This window comes from Micromonospora sp. NPDC049048 (genome assembly GCF_043197615.1).
Classification (GTDB): domain Bacteria; phylum Actinomycetota; class Actinomycetes; order Mycobacteriales; family Micromonosporaceae; genus Micromonospora.
In genome coordinates this window covers 200,994-221,925 of sequence record NZ_JBICTM010000008.1, presented here as the reverse complement: position 1 = coordinate 221,925, position 20,932 = coordinate 200,994, and the positions used below count along the sequence as shown (strand labels likewise).

Below are 20,932 nucleotides of genomic sequence, written 5' to 3'. Positions count from 1 at the left end.
TTCACCGATGCCGGAAGGTGGAGGAATAGTGACCTGGCGGCGGCTGGACATGGCGTCACTCCGACTGCTGTTCACCCGGCTCGGATCGGCCTCGTGGAGTTGGTCGGTCAGCGAGGTGCCGGCTCTGGCCGAGCGGATGCACTGGGACGTCCGGGAGACCATCGACGGTCTCGGCGCGGTTGCCGACGGCGGATTCGAGGTCGGCGACAAGCAGATCGTCCTGACCTTCGACGCCGGCCATGTCGACGACATCATGATCTGGCTGACGGAGACCATCGAAGACCCGCCGGTCGAGTCGCAGGTCTTCCTGTACGACACCTTCACCGACGCCGTCGACGCCGCCACCGATGTCCTTGGCCCGCCGACGGGGCGTACGTCGGGCGAATCGCCGGCGGCACACTGGCGTGGCCCCGAGTCGACCATCCAGATCCGGCACGCCGAGTTCGCCGTGGCCGTGGTGTGGGCCTCCAACGAGTACCAGGACGAGTGGGACCAGGTCATCAAGGACCTCGCCTGACGACTGGCGAGGTGCGACAGCGCGCGTCACGCTTTGTGAGAACTGTTTCAGTTCGCGGCGGAAAAACAGCGGCTGTGGTCCCACTTAAACGTATATCGCACCCCGGGGCTTGCCGCAAGACCGGGGTCCTGCCGCAGAATCGTCGGCCGGGCCCGGGAACGGTGGAAAGAAATGGGGTACGGCATGCGTGTGTCGTTGTCGAGCAACCGGTACGTGTCAGACCTCCGGGAGGTCGACGACGGGCATGTCGCGATCGTCGGCGGCAAGGGCGCGCACCTGGGGGCGTTGTCACGGATCGACGGCGTCCGGGTACCGGCCGGCTTCTGCGTGACGACGGACGCCTACCGGCGGATCCTGGCCGACGTGCCGTCGATCGACGATCGGCTCGCCCAGCTGTCGCAGGTGGCCCCGGACGACCGGGAGACGGTACGGACCCTCAGTGCGGAGATCCGCCGGAGCATCGAGGCGGTCGTCCTGCCCGACGACGTGGCGGCGGCGATCGTACGGGCTCTCACCGAACTCGGTGAGCGGGCCGCGTACGCCGTCCGGTCCAGCGCCACGGCGGAGGACCTGCCGACGGCCTCCTTCGCGGGCCAGCAGGACACGTACCTCAACGTCCTGGGGCAGGCGGCGGTGCTCGAGCACGTCAGCCGATGCTGGGCCTCGCTGTTCACGGAGCGGGCCGTGGCCTACCGGCAACGCAACGGCATCGACCATCGCACGGTCCGCATGGCCGTTGTCGTACAGAAGATGGTCTTCCCGCAGGCGGCCGGGGTCCTGTTCACGGCCGACCCCGTGACGTCCCACCGGAAGGTCGCCTCGGTGGAGGCCAGCTTCGGTCTCGGCGAGGCTCTGGTCTCCGGGCTGGTGAACGCGGACGCCTACCGGGTGCGGGGCGATGAGATCGTCCACCGGGCGATCGCCGGCAAAGCGCTCGCCGTCCACGCCCGACCGGGCGGCGGGACGGTGGAACGGGCGGTCGACCCGGCGCGGCAGGACCAGCCGGCGCTGACGGATGCACAGGTCGTGCGGCTGGTACGGCTGGGCCGGCGGATCGAAGCCCACTTCGGCCACCCGCAGGACATCGAGTGGTGCCTCGTCGACGACGACTTCCAGATCGTGCAGAGCCGGCCGATCACCACGCTGTTCCCCGTCCCCGAGGCCCGCGACGGGGAGAACCACGTCTACCTCTCCGTGGGGCATCAGCAGATGATGACCGACGCCATGAAGCCGCTGGGGCTCTCGGTGTGGAAGCTGACGGCCCTCGCGCCCATGCACGACGCCGGTGGGAGGCTCTTCGTCGACGTCACCCGGGCCCTGGCGTCGCCTTCGGGCCGCGCCGCCCTGTTCCAGCTCGCGGGAAGGTCCGATCCGCTGGTGAGGGACGCGCTGGAGACCATCGTCGACCGTGGCGACCTCATTTCGCCGCTGCCCGACCAGGGTCCTCCGGCAGGGCCGCCCGCAGGCGACGCGCCCGCCCCGATCGAGACCGACCCGGCCATCGTCACCGACCTCATCGAACTAAGCCAGGCCGCCAACGCCACCCTGCGGCGCGACATCGGGACGAAGTCCGGGCCGGCGCTGTTCGACTTCCTCCTGGCGGCCTTCGAGGAACACAAGCGACTGCTGACCGATCCGCGCAGCATGCAGGTGCTGATGGCGGCCATGGATGCCTCGTGGTGGCTCAACGAGCAACTGGAGGCATGGCTGGGCGAGAAGAACGTGGCCGACACGCTCACGCTGTCCGCTCCCCACAACGTCACGTCGGAGATGGGGCTGGCGCTCCTGGACGTCGCCGACGTCATCCGTCCGCACCCGGAGGTGGTCGCCTTCCTGCAGGAGGCCGACGACGAGGGCTTCCTGGACGAACTGGCCGCGTTGCCCGGCGGCCCGGAAGCGCGCGACGCCATCCAGGCCTACCTCGACAGGTACGGCATGCGCTGCGTCGGGGAGATCGACATCACCAGGCCACGCTGGAGCGAACGCCCGACCACGCTCGTGCCCCTCATCCTCGACAACGTCAGGAACTTCGCGCCGGGCGCCCGCGAGCGGCGCTTCGAGCAGGGGCGCCGGCAGGCGGAGATGAAGGAACAGGAGGTTCTGGAGCGCCTGCGGGCCCAGCCCGACGGCGAGCGGAAGGCGCTGGAGACGAAGCGGATGATCGACCGGGTCCGCACCTTCATCGGGTACCGGGAGTATCCGAAGTACGCCATCGTCAGCCGCTACCTCACCTACAAGCAGGCCCTGCTGAGAGAGGCCGAGCACCTCGTGCGGGCCGGCGTGCTTCCGGAGCAGGAGGACATCTTCTACCTCACCTTCCAGGAACTGCACGACGTCGTGCGTACGCACGAGGTGGACGATCAGCTCATCCGCCGGCGGAAGGAGGAGTTCCGGTCGTACCGGACGCTCACGCCGCCCCGGGTGCTCACGTCCGAGGGTGAGGGCATCAACGGCGCGTACCGCCGCGACGGCGTGCCGGCGGGCGCGCTGGTCGGCCTCCCGGTCTCCGGCGGGATCGTCGAGGGGCGGGCCCGTGTCGTCCTGGACCTGGCCCGGGCCGATCTCGAACCGGGCGACATCCTGGTCACCGCCTACACCGATCCGAGCTGGTCACCCCTGTTCGTCGCGATCGCCGGGCTGGTGACCGAGGTCGGCGGCCTCATGACCCACGGGGCGGTGGTCGCCCGGGAGTACGGCTTGCCGGCCCTCGTCGGGGTGGAGCACGCGACCAGGCTGATCCGGGACGGGCAGCGGATCCGCGTACACGCGGCCAACGGGTACGTCGAGATCCTGTCCTGACCGGCAACCGACCGGAGGGCGCGCCGGCGCGGGGTAGCCGGTCGGGCGCGAGCGGTGACACCATCCGTACATGTCTATTCGTCGATTTATTTCACCACTCGCGACCCGTTCGGCACTGGTCTTCGTGACCGTCCTCGCCGCCAGCGGCGTCCCCGCCCTGCTCCCCGCGCCGGCCAGCGCCGCCGAGCCCGACCCCGTCATGAACAAACCGGTGTTCAGCCGCCCGCTCGGCTCGGCCGCCGAGCAGAACGCGATCTTCACGCAGCTGGCCCGGATCATCGACCGGGTCCCGACCGGCGAGGAGATCCAGATGTCGTGGTTCCACTTCTCGTTCTCGGATGTCACCGATTCGGCCACCACCCCGGACATCCCCGGTCGCCTCATCCGGGCGCACCAACGGGGCGTCCGGGTGAAGATCATCGTCGACCAGGCCTCGGCCACCGGGCGCCCGTTCCAGCGACTGCAACCGGTCCTCGGCTCGACGGACACCGCCGGCTCGTACATCGTGCACTGCGCGGACCGGTTCCCGAGCCAGGACCGCGGCTGCATCGGCACGAGGGCGATCCAGTACACCGACTCGACGGTCACCGCCTACAACCACAACAAGTTCCTGACCGCCTCGAAGATCGTGCTCGACACCGGGGCGACCGTGTCCAACGTGGTGTTCCAGGGCTCGGCGAACCTGACGTGGTGGGACGCGAACGAGGCGTACAACAACGGGGTGACGTTCAGCGACGCCACGACATTCAACGCCTACCGGACGTACTTCGCGGACCTACGCTCGCACCGGTACAGCTCGACCGGCGACAACGACTACTACTGGGTGACACCGACAGGCAGCACCTACAAGGCGCACTTCTTCCCCCGCCGGGAGCGGTCCGGCCAGCCGGTCTCCGATCCCGCCACCGACACCGTGGTCAGCATCCTGAACTCGGTGGCGTCGTGCACCTACGACGACGCGGGCACCCGCCGGCAGACCGACATCCGGGTCAACATGTACTCGTTCAACCGACCCGAGGTGGCCAAGCGGCTCACCGCGCTGCGCAACGCGGGCTGCTGGGTCGACGTCGTCTACACCGAGGCGAACACCGCGGTGCTCAACGCGCTGGGCAGCAACATCCAGCTCACCAGGTGCAACTTCAACGTCGGCCCGGGGCTGGACATCCGGACCCACAACAAGTACATGCTGATCGACGGCGCGTACGACGACGACATCGTGCCGCGGGTCTTCACCGGCAGTCACAACTACGCCGTCTCGGCCCTGCGGCAGGCTGACGAGACGCTGCTGCGGATCATGGGACGCGGCATGCACGACGACTACCTGAACGACTTCTGGCACGTCCGGGACATCTGCCGGGCCCGGGGCGGAGCCGTCCGCTGAACGGTGCCCTGAGCCTGACGCCGGCCGAGCCGGCCCTGCTCTGCCCGGGTTGGGCGGAGCAGGGCTTCGGTCCCGTGGGCCGGCGACATCTCTCGACGTCGCGACCCCGGCCGGTGCGGAGCCCGGGCACAGCCCTCGTGGCCGTCGCCCGGGCCCCGGCGCGGAGGCGAGCCTCTCCCCCGCCCGTGACGGCGGGTCAGCTGTTCAGCTTGGCCACCAGCGCGTTGGCCATGCCCTGCTCACCCCTGGCGTTGGGGTGGAAGGGGGCGGCGGCGTTCTGCGGGATCAGCCCCTCGACCCACCGGGTGCCGCTGCTCTTGCAGGTGTCGTAGCCGACCGACGGGGCGTAGACGTCGGCGTAGGTGGCGTTGTTCGCCGCCGCGGTGTTGGCGAGCATCGTGTTCAGGGACTTCTGGATGCCACGCAGGTACGGCACGTCCTGGTAGGCGATCGGCACCACCGGCCAGCAGCCGTTACCGCTGTCCGGCAGGATCGCCGGGTACCCGAGCACCACGACCCGGGCGTTCGGGGCGGCCCGGCGGACCCCCTGCAGCACGGCGTTCACCTTCGGTGCGGTGGCGGCGATCCTGGCCTGCAACTGGTCGACGCCTCCGGCGGTGTACTGGTTCTTGCACGGTGACCCGAGCGGACTCCGCAGGCTCGCCTCCGCGCAGTCGGTGATGATGCCGGCGAAGCCGATGTCGTTCCCGCCGATCTGCACGGTGACCAGCGCCGTGTTCGAGGTGACCGCGTTGAGCTGCGGCGGCAGCGAGATGCCCAGCGCGCCGTCGCCGCCGTACAGGATGTCGTCGGTGGTGGCGCCGGAGCAGCTCACGTCGGCGAACGACGACGAGCGGGCGGCGGTGGCGACCAGCGACGGGTAGTTGCGGTTGGAGCGCATGCAGTTGAGGTCGACCTGCGTGGGGATCAGCGGGCCGGAGGTGAACGAGTCACCCAGCGCGACGTAGCGACCGGTGGGCAGGGCCGCGTTGGCCGGTGCGGCGAGGGCCAGCAGCACACCGGCGGTGGCCGCGGTGAACGCGGCCAGCCGGCTGGCCGCCCGGAGGAATGGCAGGCGGGGACGGGTCATGGCATCTCCAGGGATCATGGTGGGTGCCGTGATTCTGTCCGCGCCGTCGCCGAACGTCAATATCGATGATTGTCGCCGGCATGACGACGATCACCGCGCACGGCCCCACGGGCGCAGGTGGACGGGCCGCGCCGGCCGCGCTCGGGCACGCAAAGCGGTGCCCGTCAGCGGCGCGGCGGGGCTGCGACGCTGTCGCGGGCGACCAGGCTCGGCGCGACGGTCTGCCGCAACGGGCCGGCGGCGTTCGGCGACTCGATCTGGGCGAGCAGCATGTCCAGGCTCGCCCGGGCGACCGCGGCGAAGTCGGGCCGCACGGTGGTCAGCGGCGGGATGAAGTACGCGGCCTCCGGCACGTCGTCGAAGCCGACCACGCTGATGTCGGCGGGCACCCGTCGGCCGTGCTCGTGCAACGCCCGCAGCACGCCCAGCGCCAGGTGGTCGTTGGCGGTGAAGACCGCCGTGACCTCCGGCATCCGGGCGAGCATCTGCCCGCACCGGTAGCCCGCCGCCGCGGACCAGTCCGCCGGGACCAACGGCGGCACCTCGGCGCCCGCCAGTTGCAGAGCCTCCCGCCAGCCCTCGATGCGGCCAGCGCTGTCGAACCAGTCCGGCGGGCCGGAGACGTGCCAGACCGTGCGGTGCCCCGCGTCGAGGAGGTGCTGCGTGGCGGCCCGGGCGCCGGCGACCTGGTCGACCGTCACCAGCGGGATCGATCGGCCCGGGTCACCGTCGACGGTGACCAGGGGCACGTCCTGGGGAAGTCGTTCGAGGGCCTCCCCGGCCGACTCCACCGGCGCGATCACGACGACGCCGGCGACCCGGTGCGCCAGATGCCGCTCCACCGCCGCCGAGATGGAGCGGTGGTCCAGGTCGCTGACGCTGCCGACGCTGACCGCGAAGCCCGCCTCGGCGGCCGCCTGTTCCAGTGCGGCCAGCAACGACGCCGGGCCGTAGAGGGTGGTGTTCTGCGCGACCACACCGATCACCTGGGACCGGCCGGTCACCAGTGCCCGCGCGGCCCGGTTGGGTCGGTAACCCAGCTCGGCGATCGCCGCCTGGACGCGGAGCCGGGTCTGCTCGCGCACGTTGGGGTGCCCGTTGAGGACCCGGGACACCGTCTGGTGCGAGACGCCGGCGAGGCGGGCCACGTCCGTCATCGCTGGACTGCGCACGGGCTACCTCACTCCTCCCCACCGGCCCCGTCGGTGATCGCGCACGTCGAATCGGCGGGAGCGGACCACGTGGTGCTGAATCCGCCCTCCCATCCGCCACGGCGACGTGTGCCGGGTGACCGAGGTTGGAACGTCGACAGTCTACGCCAGCGCTCCCGCCGGCCAGGGTGCGGCTGAGCCGACGTACGCGCCCGCCGGTCAGAACCCCCGGGCGAGCCGGTAGTAGGCCTGGTTCCACCGGATCTCGTCGGCGAGGCGGCGCGGGTCGGTGTGCGCGTCGATGACGAGCAGCTCGGTCCGGGTCATCTCCGCCAGGTCGTGCAGCTCCGCCACGCCCACGGCCTGGGACAGCACGGTGTGGTGCGGGGCGCCGGCGGTGATCCAGGCCTCCGCCGAGCCGGCCAGGTGCGGGCGGGGCCGCCACACGGCCCGCGCGACCGGCAGCCGGCGCAGCGGACGCGGCGGCGCCACCACGTCGACCTCGTTGGCCACCAGGCGGAAGCGCTCCCCCATGTCCGCCAGGCCCAGCACGACCGCCGGACCGGGCGCGGCGTCGAACACCAACCGGACCGGGTCCTCACGCCCGCCGATGCTCAACGGGTGGATCTCGACCTTCGGGGTGTCGCCGGCGATCGTCGGGCACACCTCGAGCATGTGGGCGCCGAGCACCAGTTCGTCCCCCGGCGTGAGGTCGTAGGTGTAGTCCTCCATGAAGGACGTGCCACCGTCGACCCCGACCGCCATCGACTTGAGCGCGTGGACCAGCACGGAGGTCTTCCAGTCGCCCTCCCCGCCGAAGCCGTAACCGTCGGCCATGAGTCGCTGCACGGCGATGCCCGGCAGCTGGCGCAGCCCGCCCAGGTCCTCGAAGTTCGTGGTGAAGGCCCGGAAGCCGCCCTCGTCCAGGAAGGCGCGCAGGCCCAGCTCCAGACGTGCGGCGTAGCGCAGCGACGAGTGCCGCGCCCCGCCGGGCCGCAGCTGCGGGTCGACCCGGAAGGTGTCGTCGTACTCCTTGACGAGGTCGTCGATCCGCGCGTCGGCCACCTGGTCGACGACCGCCACGAGGTCGTTGACGCCGTAGGTGTTGACCGAGACGCCGAAACGCAGCTCCGCCTCGACCTTGTCACCCTCGGTCACCGCCACGTCGCGCATGTTGTCCCCGAAGCGCGCCAGCCGCAGCGACCGCATCGCCGAGTAGCCCAGCGCGGCCCGGGCCCAGGCGCCGATCCGGACGGTCACCCGGGGATCGCTGACGTGCCCGGCGACGGTCTTGCGGGCGACGCCGAGGCGCGTCTGGATGAAGCCGAACTCGCGGTCGCCGTGCGCGGCCTGGTTCAGGTTCATGAAGTCCATGTCGATCTCGTCCCAGGGCAGCAGGACGTTGGCCTGGGTGTGCAGGTGCAGCAGCGGCGTCTGCAGGGCGTCCAGCCCGGCGATCCACATCTTGGCCGGCGAGAAGGTGTGCATCCAGGCGATCACCCCGACCGCACCCCGCACGGCGGCGTCCCGGCACGCGTCGAGGATGGCGGTGCTGGAGGTCAGGACCGGCTTCCAGACCACCCGGACGGGGATGTCCGGCGACTCGTCGAGCCGCGCGGCGATCTGCCGGGACTGCTCGGCTACCTGCCGGAGGGTGTCCTCGCCGTACAGGCCCTGGCTGCCGGTGAGGAACCAGACCTCGGGTTCGGGGTGCGTTGCCATGCGGTTGCCTTCCGAGAGGGCGGTCACTTGAGGCGGATGCCGACGAGGCGCTGGAGGAGGATGAAGGCGAAGAGCAGGCCACCGATCACGATCCTCGTCCACCAGGAGTTGAGGCTCCCGTCGAAGGTGATCAGGGTCTGGATCACGCCGAGCACCAGCACCCCGAGCACGGTGCCGAAGACGTAGCCGGACCCGCCGGTGAGCACGGTGCCGCCGATGACGACGGCCGCGATCACGTCCAGCTCCATGCCGACGGCGATCAGCGGCGCGCCGGAGAGCGTGTAGAACGACAGCAGGATGCCGCCGACGGCCGAGCACAACCCGCTGACGGTGTAGACGGCGATCCGGGTGCGCCCCACCGGCAGGCCCATCAGCAACGCCGACTGCGGGTTGCCGCCGATCGCGTACACGTTGCGGCCGAAGCGGGTGTACGTGAGCACGTACGCGGCGACGAGTACCACCGCGAACGCGATCAGCACGCTGATCGACACGAAGTTGCCGCGGGGATCGCCGATGCGCTCCTGCGACACCGCCGTCCAGAACCCGTCGGTGATGGGGATGGACGCGTCGCTGATGAACGTGCACATGCCCCGGGCGAAGAACATCCCGGCGAGGGTGGCGATGAACGGTTGGATCTCGAAGAAGTGGATGGCGCAGCCCATCAGGAACCCGAGGATCGGGCCGATCAGCAGCGCGACGACCAGCACGAGTGCCGCCGGCAGCCCGGCCCGCAGCAGCGACGCCGACACCATGGCGGTCATCGCGACGACGGAGCCGACCGACAGGTCGATGCCGCCGGTGAGGATCACGAAGGTCATGCCCACCGCGACGACCAGCAGGAACCCGTTGTCGATGAAGACGTTGAAGACGACCTGGACGTTGGAGAACGCGCGGTACTGGGACACGCCGACGCCGTACATGACCAGCAGCAGGGCGAGCGTGGCCAGGACCGGGACGTGCCGCCGGGGCACACCGGGCCGCCAGGTGCGCACGGTGGTCAGTGGCGTGCTGCTCATGCCGGCACCTGCTCCTTCTCCCGGCGCGGCACCGCGGACCCCGGCCTTCTCCCGCCACGGCGGCGGAACCTGGCCCGGAACGCCGGTGACTGGATGAGGCAGACGGCGATGACGACGACGGCCTTGAACAGCAGGGCCGTCTGCGGCGAGACGTTCATGGCGTAGACCGTGGTGGTGAGGGTCTGGATGATCAGCGCACCGAGGATGGTGCCGCCGAGGAAGAACCGGCCGCCGGCGAGTGAGGTGCCGCCGATGACCACCGCGAGGATCGCGTCGAGTTCCACCCAGAGCCCGGCGGCGTTGCCGTCGGCGCTGGACACGTTCGCCGTCATCATGAACCCGGCGATCGCGGCGCAGGCGGCGCTGACCACGTACACGAGGAAGACCACGCGACCGGATCGGATGCCGGCCAGCCGGCTCGCCTCGGCGTTGCCCCCGACCGACTCGACGATCAGACCGAGCGCGGTACGACGGGTCAGGGCGGCGACGAGCAGGGCCACCCCGAGTGCGATGAGGATGGCCAGCGGCAGGGTCAGGAAATGTCCGAGCCCGATCGCCCGGTACGGCCCGGAGTTGATCGTCAGGATCTGCCCCTCCGTGACCAACTGCGCGACACCCCGACCGGCCACCATGAGGATCAGCGTGGCGATGATGGGCTGGATGCCGATGACGGCGACCAGGACCCCGTTCCAGGCGCCGAGCGCGAGCGCGGCGCCGAAGGCCAGCGCCAGTGCCGTGAACACGGTCGACGGGCTGTTCTGGTCGGGCGCCGCGCTGATGTGCAGGCAGGCGACGGCGCCGGCGATGGCACAGATCGAGCCGACGGAGAGGTCGATGCCGCCCGTGGCGATGACGAGGGTCATGCCCAGCGCGACCAGCATCAGCGGTGCGCTCAGCCGGAGGATGTCGACCAGGGTGCCGTAGAGCTGCCCGTTCTTCACCTCGACGGAGAGAAAGCCGGGCCGGTAGACCGCGTTGGCCAGGATCATGACCACCAGCACGAGCACCGGCCAGAACAGGCGGTGGCCGGTCAGCGGACGGAGGCGGTCGGCGACGGCGTTCACCGGGACACCTCCTCGCCGCTGGTGTGACGGGCGATGGCCCGCATGACGCGGTCGGCGTCGAGGGTGTCGTCGTTGTCGAGCTGGGCGACCATCGTCCGGTCGCGCATCACGGCGACGCGGTGGCTCAGCCGTAGCACCTCCTCCAGCTCGGCGGAGATGAACAGCACCGCCATGCCGTCGTCGGAGAGCTGGACCACCAGTTTCTGGATCTCGGCCTTCGCGCCGACGTCGATCCCGCGGGTGGGCTCGTCGAGGATCAGCAGCCGCGGTTCGGTGATGAGCCAGCGGGCCAGGAGCACCTTCTGCTGGTTGCCGCCGGAGAGGTTGCGCACCGGCAGATCCGGGTTCGCGGGCCGGATGCTGAGCGCCCGGACGTACCTCTCGACCAGCTCGTCCTGCCGGCGGCGGGGAATCGGGCGCAGCCAACCACGGGCCGCCTGCATCGCGAGGATCATGTTCTCCCGCACCGACAGCTCGGGGATGACGCCTTCCGTACGGCGGTTCTCCGAGCAGAACCCGACGCCGCGGTCGATGGCCTGGCCGGGGTGGCGCAGCTGCGTCCCGCCGCCGTCGATGGCGACCCTGCCGTGGTCGGCGCGGTCGGCACCGAACAGCAGACGCGCCACCTCGGTGCGGCCGGAGCCGAGCAGGCCGGCGAGTCCGACCACCTCACCGGCGTGGATCCGCAGGCTGAAGGGGGCGACGGCGCCCCTGCGGCCCAGCGCCGACGCGTCCACCAGCGGCACCGCGTCGGAGGAGACGGCAGTGGGCCGCCGCTGCTGTTCGTCGAGGCGCTCCAGGACGTCGAGCTCCCTGCCGATCATCTTCTCGACGAGGCTCAGCTGGGGCAGTTCCTCGGTCCGGTACTCCCCCACCAGGGCGCCGTTGCGCAGCACCGTGATGCGGTCGGCGATGTCGTAGACCTGGTCGAGGAAGTGCGTCACGAACAGGATGGCGATGCCCTCGTCGCGCAGCTGCCGCATGATCCGGAACAGCTGGGCGACCTCACCGGCGTCCAGACTGGACGTCGGCTCGTCCAGGATCAGCACGCGGGCGCGTACGTCGATCGCCCGGGCGATGGCCACCATCTGCTGCACCGCCAGGGAGTACGTCCCGAGCTGCGCGGTGACGTCGATGTCGAGGTCCAGCCGGGCCAGCAGTTCCCGCGCCCGCCGGCGCGTCTCGCCCCAGCGGATCGCGCCGAACCGGCGGGGCTCCCGGCCGATGAAGATGTTCTCCGCCACGGACAGGTTGGCGCAGAGATTGACCTCCTGGTAGACGGTGCTCACACCGTGGGCCGACGCCTGCATCGGGCCGCTGAAGGCGACCGGTTCGCCGTCGAGCACGACGGTGCCCTCGTCGATGGCGTGCACGCCGGTCAACACCTTGATCAGGGTCGACTTGCCGGCGCCGTTCTCGCCCATCAGGGCGTGGACCTCGCCGGGGAAGAGCCGGAAGTCGACGTCGTGCAGCGCGCGTACCCCGGGGAAGGTCTTGCTGATCCCGGTCATGGTCAGGACCGGACGGCTACCCGTCATCTGATCGGACCTCTTCTGGATGGTGGCGTGACGAGAAGGGCCAGCGACGAGCCGGGGTCGCCGCCGCCGGGCGGCGGCCCCGGCACCGGTCAGTACTTGCGGTTGGGCAGTGCCTCCCTGGCCTGCTCCTGGGTGAAGGTGGTCTCCTCGGTCTCGATCCGGGCGGGCACCTCCTCGCCGGCGTGGACCTTCTTCGCCAGGTCCATCAGCTGGGGGCCGAGCAGCGGGCTGCACTCGGCGATGAAGTTGAACTTGCCGTCCGCGAGGGCCTGCATGCCGTCCTTCACCGCGTCGATGGTGATGATGGTGATGTCCTTGCCGGGCACCTTGCCGGCCGCCGTGATCGCCTCCAGCGCGCCCAGACCCATGTCGTCGTTGTGCGCGAAGAGCACGTCGATCTTCGGGTTGGCCTTGAGGAACTGCTCCATGACCTGCTTGCCGTCGGACCGCTTGAAGTCCCCCGACTGCGAGGCGACGATCTTCAGGTTCGGGTTGGCGGCGATCGCCTCGGCGAAGCCCTCCTTGCGGTCGTTGGCCGGCGCCGATCCGGTCGTCCCCTGCAGCTCGACGATGTGCACCGGGCCACTGGCGCCCTTGGTCTGCGCCACCAGCCACTCGCCGGCGAGGCGGCCCTCCTTGACGAAGTCCGACCCGAGGAAGGTCTTGTAGAGGGACTTGTCGGCCGAGTCGACGGCGCGGTCGGTGAGGATCACGGGGATGCCGGCGTCCTTGGCCTCCTTGAGCACGGTGTCCCAACCGGACTCGACCACCGGCGAGAAGGCGATGACGTCCACCTTCTGCTGGATGAAGTTGCGGATCGCCTTGATCTGGTTCTCCTGCTTCTGCTGCGCGTCGTCGAACTTCAGCTCGATCCCGGCCGCCGTGGCGGCCTCCTTGATCGAGGTGGTGTTCGCCGTCCGCCAGCCGCTCTCCGCGCCGACCTGCGAGAAGCCCAGCGTGAGCGTGCCGTCGTCGGCGGAGCCACCGCCCGTGTCGCTGTTGCCGCAGGCCGCCGCGCTGCCCGTGAGCAGCACGGTGGCGACGACTGCGACGAGGGTGCGTATCGTTCTCCTGGTTCTCATCGGTTCTCCTCGGGTGGGGTGATCCGGACACCTGCCTGGGCGTGCGTGTCCCGGTGTGGTGGTCAGGGGCGTCGAGCAGGGCCTTGCCGGGCGGGTGCCGCCGGTCAGGAACCTCGTGGCGCTCCCGGTGACCCGGTGGTCGGGCGTTGGCCGTAGACGTTCTGGTAGCGGTCGTACAGCGAGCTGACGTCGGCCTGCGCCATCGGCAGCGGCTGCCCGAGTGCCCGGGCCAGGTGCGCGGTGCGGGCGACGTCCTCGCACATCACCGCGGCCTTGACCGCGGCCCGGGCGTCCCTGCCGATCGTGAAGACCCCGTGGTTGCGCATGAGCACCGCGGGCGAGCGATGCCCGGACAGGGTGCTGACGATCCCTTTGCCGATGTCGTCCCCACCGATCAGCGCGAACGGACCCACGGGGATCTCTCCGCCGAACTCGTCGGCCTGCGCGGTCAGCCAGCACGGGATGGCCTCACCCCGCGCGGCCCAGGCGGTGGCGTAGCTGCTGTGCGTGTGCACGACGCCGCCGACCTGCGGCATGGCCCGGTAGACATAGGCGTGCGCGGCCGTGTCGCTGGACGGTGTCCCGCCCCCGTCGACCACGGTCCCGTTCAGGTCGCAGACGACCATGGTGTCCGCCGTCAGGGCGTCGTAGTCGACTCCGCTGGGTTTGATCACCATGAGGTCCTGGCCCGGGACCCGCGCCGAGACGTTGCCGGCGGTCCAGGCCACCAGCGCGTACCGGGTCAACTCGCCGTGCAGGTGGGCCACCGTCTCCCGCAGGGCGCTCACCTGCCGCGCCACGTCGGTGTTCATCCGAGCACCTCCAGAACCGGGTCGGTCCGTGCCGCTTCCAGGGCCGTGTTCCTGATCGCCCGCAGGCGGAGCATGACGTCGTTGCCGCCGCGGCCGAAGTGGTCGTGCAACGTGCGGTACTCGGCGTAGAGGGCGTCGTACGCCCGCGCGTCGTCCGGGTGCGGCTGGTACACGCCCTCGTGCACCCGGCCCATCGCCTCGGCGGCCCGGTGGACGTCCGGGTACGCCCCGGCGGTGACGGCCGCGTGGATCGCCGAGCCGAGCGCCGGACCCTGGCTGGAGCCGATGATGCCGAGCGGGCGGTTGGTGACGTCGGCGTAGATCTGCATGAGCAGCCGGTTCGAGGCGAGGCCACCGGCGACGACCAGGTCGGTGACCGGTATCCCGGCCTCGACGAACGCCTCGATGATCATCCGGGTGCCGAACGCCGTGGACTCGAGCAGCGCCCGGTAGACGTCCTGCGGCCGGGTGGCCAGGGTCAGGCCGACGACCAGCCCGCTGAGGTCGTGGTTGACCAGCGGTGACCGGTTGCCGTTCCACCAGTCCAACGCGACGAGGCCGTGTGCCCCGACCGGTTGGTCGGCGGCCAGTTCGGTCAACCGCTCGTGCGACGCGATCCCGGCCGGGGCGGCGTGCCTGACGAACCAGCCGAAGATGTCGCCGACGCCGCTCTGCCCGGCCTCGTAGCCCCACGCGCCCGCGCTGATGCCGCCGTCGACGACACCGCACATCCCCGGCACCTCGGCCGGGTGGGTACCGTTGACGACGTGGCAGGTGGAGGTGCCCATGATCGCCACCAGTCGACCGGGCCGCAGGGCCTGGGCGGCTGCGGCGGTGACGTGGGCGTCGACGTTGCCGACCGCGACCGCGATGCCTTCGGGCAGCCCGGTCCAGGCGGCGGCGCGGGCGCTGAGGGTGCCGGCCCGCCCGCCCAGCGGGAGCAGCGGGCCGTCCAGCTTGGTCAGGAAGTCGGCGAAGTGCGGGTGCAGGGCGCTCAGGTAGTCGGTCGACGGGTATCGGCCGTCCTGCCGGATGCCCTTGTATCCGGCGGTGCAGACGTTGCGGGTCTCCTCGCCGCACAGCTGCCAGACGATCCAGTCGGCGGCCTCGATGAAGCGCTCGGCGCGGTGGTAGACCTCCGGATCCTCGTCGAGGATCTGCAGGCCCTTGGCGAACTGCCACTCGGCGGAGATCCTGCCGCCGTAGCGGCCGATCCACGGCTCGTGCCGCTCGTGGGCCAGGGCGTTGATGCGGTCGGCGTGCGGCTGGGCGGCGTGGTGCTTCCACAACTTGACCCAGGCGTGCGGCCGGTGGCGCAGCTCGGGGACCTCGCACAGGGGGGTGCCGTCGGCGAGCGTCGGCAGCACGGTGCAGGCGGTGAAGTCGGTGCCGACGCCGATGACCCGTGCCGGGTCGACGCCGGCGTCGGCCAGGGCGGCGGGGACCGCGTGGCGCAGGACGTCGCGGTAGTCCTGCGGATCCTGCAGGGCCCAGTCGGGGGGCAGTGCGGGGCCGCCGTCGGGGAGCACCGCGTCGAGCACGCCGTGGCGGTACTCGTGCACCGCGGTTCCGACTTCGGCGCCGTCGCGGACCCGGACCACCAGGGCCCGCCCGGAGAGCGTGCCGTAGTCGATTCCGACCACGTAGCGATCGCCCGTACCGTCCCACCCGCCCATGACCACCTCCGCGCGACGACGCTTCAGTGTTAACGCTCACATCGAATGCCGTCAAGACATCAGCCGGCAACAGCTCCGAAATGGAGGGACAATCGCCGCGTTCGGGCCGGACCGGGGACGCCGGCGTCGGGCTGCGCAGCCCGGCGCCTCGCGCCCCGCACGCTTCGGGGCGGGCCCGGCACAGTGCCGGGCCCGCCCCTTCGCATGATCCTGATCGCGATTCGCTCGCTGCTCGTCGGCGCCCCGCCGTTTCTCGCGCGGAGGTCAGGAGCCGACGGCGACGGTCGGGCCGAACCGCGTCACGCCGTCACCGCTGCAGGGTCAGCAGACCCGGCCGGTACGGCAGGAGACCGTAGTCGCCGCCGGAGTTGGGGGAACGACCCTGGTAGAGCAACCGCAGGTTGCAGGGATCGACGGTCATGGTCTGGTCGGCGTTGCTGCGGATCAACTCGCCGTGGCTGATGTCGTTGGTCCAGGTGGCGCCGCTGTTGGCCTTGCCGGCGAACGGGTTGCCCTCGGTGGCGGCCTGGGGCGTCCACGTACCGCCCAGGCTGGTGGCCGTGAAGGAGCGGAAGTAGCGGCCCTGCGCGCCGATCGCCTCGACGAGCATCAGGTACCGCTCCTGGCCCTGGAGCTTGTAGACCTGGACGCCCTCGAACAGGTTGTTCGTCGTGTCGCTCATGATCACCGTCGAGGTGGAGCCGAAGCTGCCCGGGAAGTTGCCGATGGGCATGCTGGCCCGGTAGATCCTGCCGTTGTCCCCGGCGAAGAACAGGTACATGTTCGTGCTGTCACCGATGACGGCCTGGTCGATCGGGCCGGTGCCCGAGTCGGAGATGCTTCCGGAGAAGAGCGTCTGCGGCGCCGACCAGCTGTTGACGTTGGTGGGATCGCTCGACGTGCGGTAGGAGAAGGCGGGTCCGCCCCACTGGTAGGCCAGGACCCAGATGTTCCTCGGGGCGAAGTAGAACAGCGAGGGCGCGACGGCGGCGAACGGCATCTGGTTCTGGCTGGCCGAGGCCATGTCGGACCAGTTCGTGAAGAGGCCGAAGTTCATCGAGCCCCACGTCGTCCCGGTGTCGTGGGTGGTCGCGTAGACCAGTTGCCGACCGTTGTAGGGGGCGTGGGTGAAGTCCTTCAGCGACACCCATCCCGCCCTCGGCTGCGCCAGCGCACCCGTCGACGACCAGCGGTACGTCGACGGCAGGGCGCACGTGCCGGGGGGCGGCGTCGTGGGCGGCGGCGTGGTGGGGTCGGTACCGCCGTCGACGCGGACGAGTTGCCACTGCTGGTTGTTGCCGTTCCAGTCGTCGTACTGCACGACGCTGCCGCCGTCGGCGGTCGAGGCGCCCTGCACCTCCACCACCTTGTTGCTGTTGCGGTTGACCAGGCGGACGTAGCCACCGGCGGAGTCGGCCAGCCGGAACTGCTGGTTGGTCGTGTTGTTGTCGGTCCACTGCACGATGCTGCCGCCGTTGGCGGTCGAGAAGTTGTAGACGTCCAGCACCTTGCCCGACAGTCGCGAGCGCAGCCGGTAGTAGCCACCGCCGGAGTCCACGAACTGCCACTGCTGCTGGTTGCCGTTGTTGCGCGCCCACTGCACGATGCGGGCGCCGTCATTCGTGGCCAGGTTGTACACGTCCAGCGCCTTGCCGCTGTTGCGGTTGAGCAACACGTACCAGGCACTGGTGTCGACCGTGGCCGCGGCGGCGGGTGGCGACGACACGACCGCCGCGACGGCGCCACCGACCAGCACGGTCATGCCGGCGGCGACGATCCGCAGCAACCACCCGCGCCGCCGCGACGGCGGCGCGATCGACAGAACTCTACGAACGGCGGACATGATCCTCCCTAGATGACAGAACCTCATGGCGTACGGAGATGAGCGCGACACGACGGGCGGCCAGGCCCCTTGCGCGCAGAATCAAGCGCCGACACGTCACGTGCACGCCCTGGCGGATCCCGAACCGAGGCGGATCAGCACGGCTCGCCCGGTGAGCCACTGCCGACGCCCTCAGCCATCGACTGTGAGCGATAACATGTCGTTCGTCAAGTCGTAACGGGCCGTGCCGTCAGCGCCGGTGGCGGGCCGCGACACCGGGTGGGCCGCGACACCGTCGCCAGCCGGGCACACGGGTGCGCCGTGCCGACCGGCCACCCCTGCCGTGCGTGCCACCTCCGACGCACTAGCATTGCCGCGGTCCGGGACGGCTCTGCTGAAACGAGGCGACATGCGTTGGCTGCAGCGGCTACTGGGCGGCGGGCGGGTCCAACTCGACGCGGGACGACAGGAAGCGCTGCTACGGGACGTCCGGCAGCGTTACGGCACCCACGCGCGGGTCCCGTTCGGCGAGCAGGTCCAGGCGATCGCCGCGACGCTCGACAGCGACGACGGGCTGGTGGTGGCGGCCCGGATCGTGAGCCAGGTCGCCGACGAGGCCCACGCGGACCTGCAGGCCCAGGCCCAGGACATCCACCGACGGACCGGCCGGCGGCTCCTGGTGAACCGCCGCAACTACCGGCCGCTGTGGGTGGAGGCCGGCCAGGCCCTGCGGTGGCCGCTGTTCGCGTTGCCGTGCGGCTTCCACCCGTACGCCCAGGTGGCCGCCGCCGTCACGGTGGTCGGCAGCCAGGCGCCCCGGCTCGACCGGGTGACCGACCCGAACCCGCTGGTGACCCGCGTGTTCGAGGTGCTCGACCTGACCACGGCCGGCTGGGAGTACGGCCGGGTGCGGCTCGACACCGACGCCGCGGCCCTGGCCGACCGACTGATCTCGAGCGCCGCGCAGGTCCTCGCGGCGATGGACGACCCACCCCGGCTGCCGCCTCCAGTCCGTGAGCTGATGCGCCGCAACAACAGCTTCGCCGTGCACGATCCGACCGGTCCCCGGCCGGTGGGCGCGATCAACCTGGGCGCGACGATGCGCGAGCGCCTCCTGGCCTGACGGCGGCGCGGCGGGACAGGGATCGGCGTGGTCGTCGACGTGAGATGTGACCTTGTCCTGCCGGCGACCGGTGCCTGGGCTCCGTCCAGCCGGTACCCTTGATCGGGTACAGACTGTGCGTATATGTCCGCTATTCGAGGGGTGACCATGCCCGAGCACGCGTCCGGCCGCATCGACCTCGCCCGCCTGCAGGAGACGCTCGACGGGCCGTGGGCCGAGGTCCGCAAGGCGCACCGGGAGCACCTCGACGCGCGCTTCCTCCCGGTGTACGGCGAGAGCGGTGACCAGGCACGTGAGCGGATCACCCGGCTGCTCCACGAGCTCCCCGTCGAGCTGGGGATCGCCTCGGGCTTCCCCACCGAGTACGGCGGCGGATCCGACGTCGGCGCGTCGATCGTCGCCACCGAGATGCTGGCCCAGGTCGACCTGTCGCTGATGGTCAAGGCAGGTGTGCAGTGGGGCCTGTTCGGCGGCGCGGTCGCGGCCCTCGGCACCCGACGGCACCACGACGCCTACCTGCGGGACATCATCTCCGGCCGGATCTTCGGCTGCTTCGCGATGACCGAGACCGGCCACGGCTCCGACGTCCAGCAGCTGCGCACGACCTGCACGTACGACCCGCAGACGCAGACCTTCGACCTGCACACCCCGCACGAGGCGGCCCGCAAGGACTACATCGGCAACGCGGCCCGGGACGGGCGGATGGCGGTGGTCTTCGCGCAGCTGATCACCGGCGGACGGCGGCACGGCGTACACGCGTGGCTGGTGCCGATCCGCGACGCGCAGGGCGCCCCGCTGCCCGGCGCGACCATCGGCGACGCCGGGGCCAAGGCCGGGCTGCTCGGCGTCGACAACGGGCGGCTCAGCTTCGACCACGTGCGGGTGCCCCGGGACATGCTGCTGGACCGGTACGGCGACGTGGCGGAGGACGGGACGTACTCCAGCCCGATCGAGAACGACTCGCGGCGGTTCTTCACCATGCTCGGCACCCTGGTCCGTGGCCGGGTGAGCGTGGGCGGTGCCGCGTCGGCGGCCACCAAGTCGGCGCTGGCCATCGCGGTGCGCTACGGCGACATCCGCCGCCAGTTCGGCACTCCCGACGCGGCGCGGGAGGTGCTGCTCAACGACTACCTGGCCCACCAGCGCAAGCTGCTGCCCGCGCTGGCCACCACGTACGCGCTGACCTTCGCCCAGGCCGAGCTGGTCGCCGCGCTCAGTCAGGTGCAGAGCGGCGACGGGCCGGTCGACGAGCACCGGCAGCGGGAGCTGGAGTCCCGGGCCGCCGGCCTCAAGGCCGCGCAGACCTGGCACGCGACCCGCACCATCCAGACCTGCCGCGAGGCCTGCGGCGGCGCCGGCTACCTGTCCGAGAACCGGCTGCCCAGCCTCAAGGCCGACACCGACGTCTTCACCACGTTCGAGGGCGACAACACGGTGCTGCTGCAACTGGTGGCCAAGGGGCTGCTCACCGGCTACCGGGACGAGTTCGGCTCGTTGGACGGCTGGGGGCGCGCCTCCTTCGTCGCCGAACAGGTCCGCGAGATGGTGCTCGAGCGCACCGCCGCGCGGTCGCTCATCGAGCGCCTGATCAGCGCCGTGCCCGGCCGCGACGACGAGGTCGCCGTCACCGACCGCGGCTGGCAGCTCAAGCTCTTCGAGGACCGGGAGCGGCACCTCCTCGACGGCGCGGTCCGTCGCCTGCGCGGCGGCGCGGCCACGAAGAAGGACCGTCCCTTCGACATCTTCAACGACGTGCAGGACCACGTCCTCGCCGTGGCCGCCGCGCACATCGACCGGGTCACCCTGGAGGCGTTCGTCGCCGGCATCGAGGACACTGCGGACCCGGCGGTCCAGGAGCTGCTCTCCCAGGTCTGTGACCTGTACGCGCTCAGCGTCATCGAGGCCCACAAGGGCTGGTTCCTGGAGCACGGCCGTCTCACGCCGGCCCGCTCGAAGGCGATCACCGGCGTGGTGAACAGCCTGCTCAAGGAGCTGCGCCCGCACATGCGGACGCTCGTGGACGGCTTCGCCATCCCGGACGCGTGGCTGCACTGCGCCATCCTGCGCGAGGAGCCCCAGCGGCAGGAGAGCATGGCCGCCCACGACGCCGCCGGTGACCCGCAGCGGGTTCCCGCCTAG

At 70.8% G+C, this 20,932-nt stretch carries 15 protein-coding genes; 5 read left to right on the top strand and 10 right to left on the bottom strand.

Translation table 11 applies throughout. The features are described 5' to 3' along the window. The first annotated feature begins 7 nt into the window (after positions 1–7). The 3 genes from ACGFIG_RS24725 (at position 8) to ACGFIG_RS24715 (ending at position 4,697) form a co-directional block, all read left to right on the top strand. On the top strand, positions 8–517 hold the full coding sequence (locus ACGFIG_RS24725) for a DUF6301 family protein (RefSeq protein WP_393006654.1): 510 nt from the start codon (positions 8–10) through the stop codon (positions 515–517). A 183-nt stretch (positions 518–700) separates the two neighbouring features. Then, positions 701–3,316: a rifamycin-inactivating phosphotransferase gene (gene rph, locus ACGFIG_RS24720; protein WP_393006652.1), complete on the top strand. Its 2,616-nt coding sequence runs from the start codon at positions 701–703 to the stop codon at positions 3,314–3,316. Positions 3,317–3,386: 70 nt separating this feature from the next. Continuing rightward, positions 3,387–4,697, top strand: coding sequence for a phospholipase D-like domain-containing protein (locus ACGFIG_RS24715; protein ID WP_393006650.1), 1,311 nt, complete (start codon positions 3,387–3,389; stop codon positions 4,695–4,697). A 196-nt stretch (positions 4,698–4,893) separates the two neighbouring features. Here ACGFIG_RS24715 and ACGFIG_RS24710 read toward each other — a convergent pair whose 3' ends face one another. The 10 genes from ACGFIG_RS24710 to ACGFIG_RS24665 all read right to left on the bottom strand — a co-directional run bounded on the left by ACGFIG_RS24710 (position 4,894) and on the right by ACGFIG_RS24665 (position 17,691). Continuing rightward, complete coding sequence (locus tag ACGFIG_RS24710; protein ID WP_393006648.1) at positions 4,894–5,787, bottom strand: SGNH/GDSL hydrolase family protein; 894 nt, start codon at positions 5,785–5,787, stop codon at positions 4,894–4,896. A gap of 164 nt (positions 5,788–5,951) precedes the next feature. Next, the gene (locus ACGFIG_RS24705; RefSeq protein ID WP_393006845.1) at positions 5,952–6,944 is read right to left on the bottom strand and encodes a LacI family DNA-binding transcriptional regulator; all 993 of its coding nucleotides are present in this window, start codon (positions 6,942–6,944) and stop codon (positions 5,952–5,954) included. A 213-nt stretch (positions 6,945–7,157) separates the two neighbouring features. After that, positions 7,158–8,660 (bottom strand): L-arabinose isomerase, encoded by a 1,503-nt coding sequence (gene araA, locus ACGFIG_RS24700; RefSeq protein ID WP_393006646.1) that lies wholly within the window; start codon positions 8,658–8,660, stop codon positions 7,158–7,160. Between the two features lie 23 nt (positions 8,661–8,683). Beyond that, positions 8,684–9,676, bottom strand: coding sequence for a galactofuranose ABC transporter, permease protein YjfF (yjfF, locus tag ACGFIG_RS24695; RefSeq protein ID WP_393006644.1), 993 nt, complete (start codon positions 9,674–9,676; stop codon positions 8,684–8,686). Next, the gene (locus ACGFIG_RS24690; RefSeq protein ID WP_393006642.1) at positions 9,673–10,740 is read right to left on the bottom strand and encodes an ABC transporter permease; all 1,068 of its coding nucleotides are present in this window, start codon (positions 10,738–10,740) and stop codon (positions 9,673–9,675) included. The genes yjfF and ACGFIG_RS24690 overlap by 4 nt, the downstream gene beginning before the upstream one ends. After that, complete coding sequence (locus ACGFIG_RS24685; protein WP_393006640.1) at positions 10,737–12,278, bottom strand: sugar ABC transporter ATP-binding protein; 1,542 nt, start codon at positions 12,276–12,278, stop codon at positions 10,737–10,739. Before ACGFIG_RS24685 ends, ACGFIG_RS24690 begins: the two co-directional genes overlap by 4 nt. Positions 12,279–12,367: 89 nt before the next feature. Continuing rightward, entirely contained in the window at positions 12,368–13,360 is a 993-nt protein-coding gene (locus ACGFIG_RS24680; protein WP_393006638.1) for an ABC transporter substrate-binding protein, read from the bottom strand. Positions 13,361–13,464: 104 nt separating this feature from the next. Then, a complete protein-coding gene (locus ACGFIG_RS24675; RefSeq protein ID WP_393006636.1) occupies positions 13,465–14,172 on the bottom strand; it encodes an L-ribulose-5-phosphate 4-epimerase in 708 nt (235 codons plus the stop codon). Next, positions 14,169–15,848 carry a ribulokinase gene (araB, locus tag ACGFIG_RS24670; RefSeq protein ID WP_393006634.1) on the bottom strand — a complete coding sequence of 560 codons (1,680 nt, stop codon included), beginning with the start codon at positions 15,846–15,848 and terminating at the stop codon, positions 14,169–14,171. Before araB ends, ACGFIG_RS24675 begins: the two co-directional genes overlap by 4 nt. Before the next feature lie 307 nt (positions 15,849–16,155). After that, a complete protein-coding gene (locus ACGFIG_RS24665; RefSeq protein ID WP_393006632.1) occupies positions 16,156–17,691 on the bottom strand; it encodes a non-reducing end alpha-L-arabinofuranosidase family hydrolase in 1,536 nt (511 codons plus the stop codon). Between the two features lie 388 nt (positions 17,692–18,079). Between ACGFIG_RS24665 and ACGFIG_RS24660 the strand changes: the two genes are divergently transcribed. Together ACGFIG_RS24660 and ACGFIG_RS24655 are read left to right on the top strand one after the other, a co-directional pair. Further along, on the top strand, positions 18,080–18,793 hold the full coding sequence (locus ACGFIG_RS24660; protein WP_393006630.1) for a hypothetical protein: 714 nt from the start codon (positions 18,080–18,082) through the stop codon (positions 18,791–18,793). 147 nt (positions 18,794–18,940) lie between these two features. Continuing rightward, entirely contained in the window at positions 18,941–20,932 is a 1,992-nt protein-coding gene (locus ACGFIG_RS24655; RefSeq protein WP_393006843.1) for an acyl-CoA dehydrogenase, read from the top strand.